The organism is Snodgrassella alvi wkB2, assembly GCF_000600005.1.
GTDB classification, from domain to species: domain Bacteria; phylum Pseudomonadota; class Gammaproteobacteria; order Burkholderiales; family Neisseriaceae; genus Snodgrassella; species Snodgrassella alvi.
Map to the genome: position 1 here is coordinate 952491 of NZ_CP007446.1, position 11982 is coordinate 964472.

9 protein-coding genes are annotated in these 11982 nt (G+C 40.9%); 6 read left to right on the top strand and 3 right to left on the bottom strand.

Annotation, left to right across the window (positions count from 1 at the left end):
- The first annotated feature begins 373 nt into the window (after positions 1 to 373).
- The 5 genes from SALWKB2_RS04385 to sbmA all read left to right on the top strand — a co-directional run bounded on the left by SALWKB2_RS04385 (position 374) and on the right by sbmA (position 6690).
- On the top strand, positions 374 to 1624 hold the full coding sequence (locus SALWKB2_RS04385; protein ID WP_025330468.1) for a lipoprotein-releasing ABC transporter permease subunit: 1251 nt from the start codon (positions 374 to 376) through the stop codon (positions 1622 to 1624).
- A complete protein-coding gene (lolD, locus tag SALWKB2_RS04390; RefSeq protein ID WP_025330469.1) occupies positions 1617 to 2312 on the top strand; it encodes a lipoprotein-releasing ABC transporter ATP-binding protein LolD in 696 nt (231 codons plus the stop codon). The genes SALWKB2_RS04385 and lolD overlap by 8 nt, the downstream gene beginning before the upstream one ends.
- Before the next feature lie 35 nt (positions 2313 to 2347).
- Positions 2348 to 4129 carry an exodeoxyribonuclease V subunit alpha gene (gene recD, locus SALWKB2_RS04395; RefSeq protein ID WP_025330470.1) on the top strand — a complete coding sequence of 594 codons (1782 nt, stop codon included), beginning with the start codon at positions 2348 to 2350 and terminating at the stop codon, positions 4127 to 4129.
- Between the two features lie 146 nt (positions 4130 to 4275).
- Complete coding sequence (locus SALWKB2_RS04400) at positions 4276 to 5004, top strand: 5'-methylthioadenosine/adenosylhomocysteine nucleosidase (RefSeq protein ID WP_025330471.1); 729 nt, start codon at positions 4276 to 4278, stop codon at positions 5002 to 5004.
- Positions 5005 to 5487: 483 nt separating this feature from the next.
- Positions 5488 to 6690 carry a peptide antibiotic transporter SbmA gene (gene sbmA, locus SALWKB2_RS04405; RefSeq protein ID WP_025330472.1) on the top strand — a complete coding sequence of 401 codons (1203 nt, stop codon included), beginning with the start codon at positions 5488 to 5490 and terminating at the stop codon, positions 6688 to 6690.
- Between the two features lie 205 nt (positions 6691 to 6895).
- Here sbmA and SALWKB2_RS04410 read toward each other — a convergent pair whose 3' ends face one another.
- The gene (locus tag SALWKB2_RS04410) at positions 6896 to 8665 is read right to left on the bottom strand and encodes a cation:proton antiporter (RefSeq protein WP_038648789.1); all 1770 of its coding nucleotides are present in this window, start codon (positions 8663 to 8665) and stop codon (positions 6896 to 6898) included.
- Between the two features lie 371 nt (positions 8666 to 9036).
- Here SALWKB2_RS04410 and fumC point away from each other — a divergent pair, with 371 nt between their 5' ends.
- Positions 9037 to 10425 carry a class II fumarate hydratase gene (fumC, locus tag SALWKB2_RS04415; RefSeq protein WP_025330473.1) on the top strand — a complete coding sequence of 463 codons (1389 nt, stop codon included), beginning with the start codon at positions 9037 to 9039 and terminating at the stop codon, positions 10423 to 10425.
- A 135-nt stretch (positions 10426 to 10560) separates the two neighbouring features.
- Here fumC and SALWKB2_RS04420 read toward each other — a convergent pair whose 3' ends face one another.
- Entirely contained in the window at positions 10561 to 10995 is a 435-nt protein-coding gene (locus SALWKB2_RS04420) for an META domain-containing protein (RefSeq protein WP_080690442.1), read from the bottom strand.
- Between the two features lie 90 nt (positions 10996 to 11085).
- A complete protein-coding gene (locus SALWKB2_RS04425; RefSeq protein WP_038648793.1) occupies positions 11086 to 11925 on the bottom strand; it encodes an RnfABCDGE type electron transport complex subunit B in 840 nt (279 codons plus the stop codon).
- Positions 11926 to 11982 lie beyond the last annotated feature (57 nt).

Below are 11982 nucleotides of genomic sequence, written 5' to 3' on the forward strand. Positions count from 1 at the left end.
CAATGACATATATATAATATATTGCATTGATGTTTATCAAATTAAGCGGGTTAAATCGGGTAAATAATTTGTTTTGGGTCAGTTTTAAATACTTCTTTGACTATGAGTGAGATTGTTCACTACCACTCTTATATTAAACAGTTTGTACTGTATGCTGATTCATACAAGCCACATCCGGCTTTGCAGTTTTCATTATTGAACTAGATATTATCAGCAGAGCAAAATTAGTATTGGTTCTGAATATTATTTAACGTGCTGAAAAGATAAAAATTAATTTTTTACAAATATTAATAATCAGGTATTTGCTGTATAAGCATGACTTTGTCTGCTGCGCTCAGGTACAATCTGTTTTTTCTATTGAAATACAGTACTCATGGCATCTCTGGAAACATGGATTGGTTTACGTTATTTACGTGCCAGAAAACGTAATGGGTTTATGTCATTCATTACAGCAGTATCAATAGTTGGTATTGCATTAGGGGTGACAACATTAATTGTTGTTTTATCTGTTATGAATGGTTTCCAAAAAGAAATCCGCAATCAGCTCTTGAGTGTTGCTCCTCATGCTGAAATGGGATTTTATGAAAATAGTCTGGACCAGCACTGGCAGGATTTGCAGAAGCTTGTTAAAGGTAATCCGCAAGTACTGGGCTCAGCTCCTTATGTGGCTGATCAGGCTTTGCTTGCTAATGCCGGCGAAGTTCGTGGTGTGCAAATACGCGGAATAGATCCGGCACTGGAGGGTAAAGTTGCAGATTATGGTCAGGGTATGCCCAAAAATGGGTTTGCTGATCTAAAGGCGGGTGAGTTTAGTATTCTTCTGGGAAAAGATTTGGCCGATGCACTGGGTGCTAATATCGGAGATAAGATAACTGTTATTACCCCTGATGGCAATGTTACGCCGGCTGGTATGGTGCCACGGCTGAAGCAGTTTACATTAGTAGGTGTAGTTAAAACCAAAATCTATGAAGTGGATAATACACTTGCTTTAACTCATATTACGGATGCACAGAAATTGTACCGGCTGGGAAATAATGTAAGTGGATTGCGTTTAAAACTGGCAGATCCGCAGAATGCCCCGTCTGTCATTCAAAATATTGTGCCGGCAAAGCTTCACAATGAAATCTGGATTCGCGACTGGACTTTTCAAAATCGCAGTTATTTTGATGCAGTGCAGATGGAAAAACGGATGATGTTTATTATTCTGTTATTAATCATTGCTGTAGCTGCCTTTAATCTGGTTTCTTCTTTAGTCATGGCTGTTACCGAAAAACAGGCTGATATTGCTATATTGCGTACACTCGGTCTTTCGCCGGGCGGTATCATGCGTATTTTTATGATTCAGGGTGCCATAGCCGGATTCTTCGGTACTTTTTTTGGTGTATTTTTTGGTGTAACACTCGGGCTGAACATTGGCCGGATCGTTGCCTTTTTTGAACATCTGACGGGTAAGCACCTGATTCCTTCGCAAGTGTATTTTGTAAGCTATCTGCCTTCAGATGTGGAATTTTCTGATGTTTGTATGATTGCTGTTATTTCATTATTACTGGCTTTCGTTGCTACTTTATATCCAAGCTGGCGTGCCGCCAAAACTCAGCCGGCGGAGGCTCTTCGCTATGAATAAACCAGAATATGTTCTTGAGTGTGAGCATGTCAGCAAAACTTATGATGACGGACATTTACAGGTATCTGTACTGGAGGATTTAGATTTCAAAGTCAGATGCGGTCAAAGTGTGAGTATAGTTGGTGCGTCCGGAAGCGGAAAATCTACTTTGCTGCATTTACTTGGCGGACTAGATACACCCAGTAGCGGTACTATACGTCTGATGGGACAAGATATTACTCGTCTTGGGCAGAAAGCCATAGGTCAGTTGCGTAACCAGTATCTGGGCTTTGTTTATCAATTCCACCATTTGTTGCCAGAGTTTACTGCGCTGGAAAATGTAATGATGCCTTTACTGATTGGACGTATACCGAAGGCTCAGGCAGAAGAACGTGCTAAGAAAATGCTGGATAAAGTAGGGCTTAAGCAGCGTATGATTCACCGCCCCGGCGAATTGTCTGGTGGTGAGCGGCAACGGGCTGCTATTGCACGTGCGCTGGTTACTCATCCCGCCTGTATATTGGCTGATGAACCTACGGGCAATCTAGATCGGAAAAATGCCGGCAATGTACTGGATATGATGCTGGATTTACAACATGAACTGAATACAAGTCTGGTAGTTGTTACCCATGATGATGAGCTTGCTCAGCGTTTTGATGAAGTATTGACGGTAGCAGATGGCAAATTATTACCATTCAATGTTCGTTGATGTATGAATGTATAGGTTGTATTGATTGATTAAATATGGCTGAAGCTATCAATCCGGCAGAAACTCAGGAACAGTCTGCACATCCGGCACTTGCTGCAATTGAGCATGTGCTTCGTGGGGTTGCCCAGAATGAGTGGGAAATTATTCAGCCATGGGCAGATAAGCTGTTATGGGCGCTGAATCGTGGCGACAGTTATATTATTGTTCCCCGACAATATTCGGAGACGCTTCGTAAATGCAGAATTCTTGTTGGAGCTGCTGGTACTTATACGCCATTTATTTTGCAAAGCAATCATTTATTTTTAGGAAGAATGTGGCAGCTTGAGCAGGATATAGCCGAGTCTATGCTGGCATTGGCCAGTATTCCGCCTGTTCATTTGAATATGGATGTAGCCACTGATCTGGCGGACTGGTTTCCTGATGCCGACAGTACCCAACAACGTTTTGCTGCGGCACTGGCTCTTATTCAGCATTTTGTAGTGATTAATGGCGGGCCCGGAACTGGTAAAACGACTACTGTAGCCAAAATACTGAGTTTATTGCTGAAACATACCTGGCATTTATCGCGTCCGCCGCAAATTGCACTGGTAGCACCAACTGGTAAAGCTGCGGCACATATGGCCAGTGCTTTACAACGTGCATTGGATAAACTGCCATTATCTGATGACAGTAGACAATTGCTGGCAGATTTATCAGGTCAGACAGTTCACCGCCTATTACAGTTACAACCTCCATTGTTAACAGGGCCATATGATGCAGAACATCCTTTACCGGTTGATATCCTAGTGGTGGATGAATCCTCGATGCTGGATTTGTCTCTGTTTCGTGCACTGTTGCGTGCTTTAAAGCCTGATATTCGTATTATTTTGCTGGGAGATGCTAATCAGCTGCCTGCTGTAGGTGCAGGAAATGTGCTGGCTGAATTATCCCAGCCGACAGTACTGTCTCCTGAGCTGAAAAAACAGCTTACGGCTTTATTGCCCGAACAGTCTTTGCCTCCTGTCAGCGATAATGCCGGTATGGCTCAATATGTTGCTACGTTAACTCACAGTTACCGGTTTGATGCGACACAGGGTATTGGCGCTCTGGCCTCCGCTTGTATTAATGGTGACGCGACGGCTGCACTTAATGCAGTAAACAGTTTTCCGGAGCAGTTACAACTGCACCAATTTGATATACAAGTACTGTGTCGCAAATTATATTCACAGCAACAGCTATGGTGGCAGGCAGTGGCCGCAAATAATATTACTCAAGTATTCAGCCATCTTACCGATATTATGGTGCTGACTGCATGGCGTACTGATGCTGAAGCATTTAATCAGCAATACCGCAGCTATTTACGGACTCAGTTACATCAGAATACAGATAGCTGGTTTGCTGGTATGCCGATTCTGATTACTCAGAATGATTATGGTGTGGGTCTGTTTAATGGTGATATCGGCGTGATTCTTCCTGAACAGAATAATAGCGGGCATTTACTCGCTTATTTTGCTGAAGGGACAAATTATCGCTCAATTTCTCTCAGCCGCTTACCACAGCATGAGTCAGCCTTTGCCATAACGGTACATAAAAGTCAGGGATCAGAATATGATGATGTCTGGTTGCTGGCCCCGCAGTTGCGCGCAGCGGCTGATGATTCGTTGTTTAACCGTTCTCTTTTGTATACCGCATTAACCAGAGCCAGAAAACAGTTTACTTTTTGCGGTACGGCCAAACAGCTAGTACAAGGTATAAAAAATAACCAGCAGCGGCATAGCGGATTAGGTGCAGCTCTGGCTCAATTATTGAGGAAACAGACACAATTGTCTTTATTCTGAATTGGCGGAATTTGCGTCGCTGATTGGTTGTTTTGTTCAAATAATCTATTTGTTAAACATTAAATTTTTGTGTCATTACATCCGCGTGGTGAATAAAATAAGATTATGCTATTCTGTTTATTCTATTACAGAATAAAGTTTCAATTATGCAAAAACCTTTAATTGCCATTATTGCGGCGATGCAGCCTGAGCTGGATTACCTGCTTGAACAACTGGATAACCGGCAGGATAGTCAGGCTGGTGCTGTTTATTTTCATCGTGGTGAAATTAAGGGCGTACCAGTGATACTTGCACTGAGTGGTATTGGTAAAGTCAATGCGGCGTTGACAACAGCAGTAATAATTGAAAGATTTGCACCTGATTATGTTATCAATACTGGTAGTGCCGGTGGTTTGAAAGCCGGTATTCAGATTGGCGACGTTGTTGTTGGTTGCGAAATAACTCATCATGATGTTGATGTAACCGTTTTTGGTTATGTGCCGGGTCAGGTACCACAATTACCGGCACGATTTAACGCTAACCAGTATCTTGCTGATGCAGCCAGAAAAGCCGCACACGTATTTACAGGTGCAGAAATCTATACTGGTTTAATTGTCAGTGGTGATCAGTTTGTTGGTACTGCTGAACAAAATCGATTGATTAAAGAAAAATTTTCTGATGTTGTGGCGGTAGAAATGGAAGCCGCTGCCATTGCGCAAACTTGCTATCAGCTTAATATCCCTTTTGTCATTATTCGTGCTATTTCAGATAACGGTGATGCAAATGCTTCTGTCAGCTTTGATCAGTTTCTGCAACAGGCAGCCGGTAATTCTGCGCAAATGGTAATCAACTTAATTACTTCAGGATTGAATAAATCTGCCTTTGAAAACAAGTAAATTAGAGTAGTGATACTGAAAACAGAGTAGATATTCAGATAAGTAAATATTCTGATACTGCTCTGTTTTTTTATTTTTTGCTCTGAATTGTCTTAATATAATGTTGAGTACTGTTAATCTTTAGACATTTATTAGTCTTGGCAGAAAATAATAAATAATTTGGATTATCTGTGATTGAGCGTGCTATACAGTAAATTTTCTTACAAGCATGACATTGCTAAAATTCAATTTTGCCGGTTCCTCAGAAATTGAATTTGATATGGGGTACTATGTGATTATATTAAGTTATTGTCTGAAAAAAATCTGATTATAAACAATTTAAATATTATTAATTGACTTTGTAGACAAGCCACTATTTAATAGCTTCTTTACAATATAGCTGGTTATGTAATAACTGTATTTACTGTGCTGCCCGCAGCTATAGAAAATTAAGACTAATAATAGCTTATTTTTAACCGGCATTTATTTCATCAGGATGAGATTGTGTTCCATTCATTTTTTCCAAAGCCACGTTGGTTTTTTCCATCTGCCATATTGTGGATAGGTCTGAATATTGCCCTCTGGTATTGTGGTGGGGAGGGTGCCGGAGAGTGGTTTGGCTGGCCGCAAGGCTATGCGGACAAACCTCTGACTATTGGTCTTTCGCGTTTCTGGTCGCCGGCATTTTTGTGGTTTTATCTCTGGTTTTTGCTGGCTACAATCATTTTTGCTGTTTTCTGGTCAGTAGTAGCAAAACATCCGTGGCAGCGCTGGTCAATATGGGGTTCTGCTTTAATTCTTTTTAATATCTGGTTTAGTGTACAGATAAATGTAACGATTAATGCCTGGTATGGTCCTTTCTGGGATATGATTCAGAAGATGCTCAGTAGTGGGGGGGGGGCGATCAGTGATTTGTATCAGAATATACTAACATTTTTGCAGATTGCGATGGTTGCAGTAACAGTATTTGTATTAAATACTTTTTTTGTCAGTCATTATGTATTTCGCTGGCGTACAGCCATGAATTATTACTATATTGAAAACTGGTCGAAACTGCGTACTGTTGAAGGGGCTTCTCAGCGTGTTCAGGAAGATACAATGCGCTTTGCCACTATTGTAGAAGAGTTGAGTGTCAGTCTGGTGCGGGCGGTTATGGTATTGATTGCATTTTTACCTTTACTGTTTCAGTTATCCAGCCATGTGCCGGCATTACCAATAATTGGTGAAGTAAAATATTCACTGGTTTGGGCAGCACTGGGCTGGTCCTTGTTTGGTACAGTTTTATTAGTTGCGGTCGGTATTAAATTACCCGGACTTCAGTTTAATATTCAAAAAGTAGAAGCTGCATATCGTAAAGAGCTGGTATATGGGGAAGATGATGGTGAACGTGCTCAGCCGGCGACATTGAAAGAGCTTTTCGAACGGGTAAAGGTTAATTACTACAGACTGTATTTTCACTATGCCTATTTCAATATGGTGAGTATATGGTATTTACAGCTGGATGGTATATATGGGCTTGTTATGTTATTTCCATCCATTGCAGCGGGTACCATGACTCTGGGCTTAATCAATCAAATTCTTAACGTATTTAATAATGTTCGTGAATCATTTCAGTATCTTATTAATTCATGGAAAACCATTATTGAATTGCTGTCAATTCATAAACGTTTGAAGGCTTTTGAATCTATACTGAATGACAAAAATTGATATCTGATTGTTTAGAAAATTCTATGGGTATCCGGCTCTGACCGGATACCCATAGAATTTTATCATTTTGCTCCGATTCCGATAGAGAAAGATTAGTGATAATGTAACCAAGAGTTACATGAAATTTTTATTGGATATTTCTCAAATTTAAATTTACAAGTTGTAATTAAGCAAAATAAATCTTGATTATATTTGCAGAGTTTTTTTATTGATAATCCAGTGCAATCAATTTTTTATCAATAGCTGTTGCTGGCTGAAATTCAGAGCTGATGATATACAAAATGTTATTTTTATCCTGTAAAAAAAGCGGAATAGCCTGCGGATGATCATGACAATACTGGTGATAATCATAGGTAGCGGTAATATTGGTAATTTTAATTTTTGTCTGCTTACCAAGCATATTTTCCAGCCTTCTGAAAGTCACATCTTTGCCAAAAAGCTGGCGGGAAACATATTGATACTGTTTTTGTGCACGCGAAGTTAAATCCTGTTCTTCATTAAAACGGATGCGATATATATTCTGTTCGCCAAAATCATGCCGAAATTGCAGTTCACATAATGTATTCAGTTCTTTATCTCGGCTAACAGCAAACAGATAGCCAATACCTATCAGGTCAAGCTCAGTTTGTGCATTTTCTGAAACAGGGTTGCCAAAATATGTACGCAAACCCTTCATGCGCGCACGGGCAATTTGTACATAGTGATAATCGGCAACTAAAACATCAATATTAAGCTGCTTAAGTGTTGTAGCCAGCATCAGGGCTACTTCATTACTGCCTACAATCAGTACACCGTTATTACCGGGTTCACGGACTTTTAGTATACCGGCAACGGTTTTGGCACCAAGTCCCTGTATCAGGACAGTGCCGATAATAATCAGAAAAACCATTGGTGCCAGTAGCTCAGTTCCGGATAAATGTTGATTTTGCAGGCGTAATGCAAACAATGAAGCAATGGATGCAGCGACGATACCGCGCGGACCTATCCAGCTAATCATTATTTTTTCCTGGATACTTAGGCCGGAATTAAAAGAAGAGAACCATACAGCCAGAGGGCGTGCAATAAACATTGCGATAAACAGCAAAGCCAGCCCACGCCAGCCTAAACCCAGTAACGCAGTAACGTCCATACGGGCAGCAAGAATAATGAACAGCGTAGGTATAAATAATAAAGTTAAAGATTCATTAAATGCAAGAATACTTTGACGAGGAAATTGCGGCCAGTTTGCCAGAGCGAGTCCTAAAATAGTAACGGTTAACAAACCAGACTGGCTTTCGAGATAATTGGATACGGAAAACAAAATTAAAACAAAAGCAAATGTTACGACGTTGCGCATATATTCAGGCAGCCAGTAGCGTTTGATGGCATTGGCAAGAAATACTGCACCTAGACCTCCGCAAATAAATGCTACCAGTACAATTTTGCTAAAAAGCAATAGAGAATTTTCATGTCCGTCAGAAACGATATATTCGTATACCAGTACAACTGCAATGGCACCTACTGGATCAATAATAATCCCTTCCCAGCGCAGAATATTGGCAATTTTCGAACGAGGACGCACACTGCGCAGCATGGGTGCAATAACAGTAGGGCCAGTTACACAGACAAGTGCGCCAAATAATAGAGCTACCCGAAAATCCAGATTAAACAGCCAGTATGCCGCCAGCGATAATACGATAATAGTTATCACTGCTCCAAGCGTTACCAGATTCTGCACAACACGTCCGTGTTGGCTGATTTCATGAAATTGCAGGGTCAGTGCGCCTTCAAACAAAATAATGGCAACGCCAAGTGAAATAGAAGGAAAAAGTAAACTTCCCAGCACAGTATCAGGATGAAACCAGCCCAGAACCGGACCAATCATGATTCCGGTAAACAACAAAAAGAGTACGGACGGTTGTTTTAAATACCATGCCAGCCATTGAGCGCCCATGCCCAGAGCCAGTAATATCGATAACTGAAAAGCGATATCCATTGCTTATATTTGTGTAGTTCTCAGAATTGCTATTCTGCCACAAACTTGTTTCGCTATTATTATTTTCGATGAAGTGACGATTATGTATTAAGTAAATGATATTTGTATTGACAGATTATCAAACTTAGACTGATTGTTTGGCAGGCAAATACATGTTAATGGAAATTAACATGTATATCTTTAGGTTATATTAATTTATGTTTATAAATACAATTAATTTGTAGCTAAATTGGCTGAATCGCTGCACAATTATGCATGTTTATAATGGGAATTAAGTATATTCCGGATTTCTGTGAATGTAATTAATGCCTGCCTTGTGCACAAATTATTGTTTTTCATCAATAATACAAGCACACAATCATGGAGACGATATGAATACACGTATTGAACATGACAGCATGGGTGAAATCGCTGTATCTGAAAATGTTTACTGGGGTGCGCAGACGCAGCGCAGTCTGCAGAATTTTGATATTGGCGGCGAAACTTTGCCTCCGGCAATGATACAGGCAATGGCTTTGGTGAAAAAAGCAGCAGCTTTAACCAACCAGCAGCTTGAACGTATCAGCGGAGAATGTGCCGGTTTAATAGTACAGGCTGCTGAACGTGTTCTGGCTGGTGAACTGGCAGACCAGTTTCCATTGGTAGTATGGCAAACCGGCTCTGGTACGCAGAGTAATATGAACATGAATGAGGTTCTGGCTAATGTGGCCAATGAAATAGCCGGTCAGCCACGTGGCAGTTATAAACCGGTACATCCGAATGATCATGTTAACCATGCTCAGTCTACCAATGACTCATTTCCGACTGCTATTCATGTCGCTACAGCAATTCAGATTAATAAGCATTTGATTCCCGCTGTACAGGCTTTACGTGACACACTGGCTTCTAAAGCAGAAGCCTTTAAAGATATTGTTAAAATTGGTCGTACACACCTGCAGGATGCGACACCGCTGACACTGGGTCAGGAATTCAGTGGCTATGTCAGCCAGCTGGATCATGGATTAGAGCGTTTGCAGCAGGCATTACACTGGTTATATGAATTGCCATTGGGTGGTACGGCTGTAGGCACTGGTTTGAATAGTCATCCACAGTATGCAGAAAAATCAGCAGCTAAACTGGCTGAGTTAACCGGTTTACCGTTTGTTAGTGCACCTAATAAATTTGAAGCACTTGCAGGACGTGATGCAGTGGTATTCGCTTCTGGAAGCCTGAAAACTCTGGCAGTTAGCCTGAACAAGATTGCCAATGATATTCGCTGGCTGGCCAGCGGACCTCGCTGCGGTATCGGGGAAATTACTATTCCGGCAAATGAACCGGGTTCAAGTATTATGCCGGGTAAAGTGAATCCGACACAGTGCGAAGCTATGACTATGGTAGCTGCTCAGGTAATGGGTAATGATACAACTATTACAGTAGCGGGTGCTTCGGGTAATTTTGAACTGAACGTATTTATGCCGGTACTGGTGTTTAATATTCTGCAATCAGTACGTTTACTGGCTGATGCATGCAATAGTTTCAATCTGCGTTGTGCACAGGGAATTGAGCCTGTAAAAGAGAAAATTGATGCCAATTTACATCATTCACTGATGCTGGTTACTGCGCTGAATCGTCATATTGGTTATGAAAAAGCAGCCAAAATTGCTAAAACTGCTTATGCACAGAATACAAGCTTGAAACAGGCAGCAATAGAGCTTGGATTTCTGACAGCAGAAGAGTTTGATAAATGGGTTATTCCTGAAGATATGATTGCACCACACTAATGGTGTAATCTGATTAAAAGCCGCATCGAATTAATTCCATGCGGCTTTTTTGATATTAAACTCAGTATTATCAGGTGTCTGATTAAACTATTGAAATTGATTACAATCTGATAATAAATTTTTTGTTTAATTTAGTTAGTTTGCTGTATTTTTAATTAAACGCGCTTCTAACCTTACATAGCGGTGTTTGTCCAGTAATTGCAGACGTACACCAGTAGTGTCATTGATTATACGCCATGATTTAACAAAACCTAATGTACCGGTACCAGTCCGTTCATCTTCTATATTGGCACATAGTTTAGTGATGCCGAAAGGCTGACTTAATCGCAATGTATGACGATAGTCGCGATAGGTTCCATTTATATGATTACAGCCGAAATAAGCAAAATACTGGTGTGTATTCGGATCAAAACGAATGCGAGAAGAAGTATCTGGTGTGGGTTCACCATTCAGAGAACGGATTTCCCAGTTACCGGATAAAAATCTGGTATTAGGCTTATCTGCAAAAGCACAGGCATTAGTTATAAGCAAAACAGCCATACAGCCCAGAAAGAATGTTAGTTTCTTCATCTTTTAAATTTCATTTACTTATATAGCCAATTAATTTTGACATATTTTAGGATTTTAGCATTTTTATTCAATTTTGTCAGATTTTGCGCATTATTGTTCGGATTCGCGTTGTTGTTTATACAAACGTAACCATTCAAGAGCTTCTGCTTTTTGCTGATCATTCCCATATTGTAAATCTCGCATGGCGCGGCGGTAACCAGCCTGCTCCTGTGCCTTGGCAATTTGTTGCTGCTGAAAAGAGTCCTGATTATCAGGCACTCTTCTGTGTATCTGTTGCGTTTGTGCTTTAGCCATTGCTTTTGCAATCAGGGCAGCCGGATTAATTTTGCCGGCAGACTTTGTTGCAGAAGGTATTGTGCTGGCTTCTTTAAGTTTACGTGAATACTGTTGCTCCTCTTTTAAACGCTGCAAGCGTTGCAGACGTTCGGTACGATGCTGAAATCGCAGACTGGCCTGAGTAGCAGCGGCAAAACGGTCACTTTCCTGCTCATCGGTCAATGTTCTTGCCTGTGGTAACCAGTGTTCAAGTACCGGCTGCATATCGATACAATCAACCGGGCAGGGGGCAATACATAATTCACAACCGCTGCATTCAGCGCTGATTACTGTATGCATTTGTTTGGTTGCGCCCATAATCGCATCTACCGGACAGGCTTTAATACATGCCGTACAACCGATACACTCGGTTTCATCAATTACAGCTATTGCTTTAGGGAGGGCAGCTTTAAGTGTATCAGCCGGAGGTAGAATCTGCACATTTAACAGTTTAGCCAGATCATTGATGACAGCAGTACCGCCCGGTGTACAGAGGTTAATTTCAGCTTCGCCGCGACTCAATGCCTGAGCATACGGCAAACAACCCTGATATCCACATTGCCTGCACTGCGTCTGAGGTAAAAGCCGGTCAATGTGTTCAGAAGCAATAGACATGATAAAACTACGTAGTTTTTAATACTTAAAGAACTATTCTAACATAAAGCTAAAACA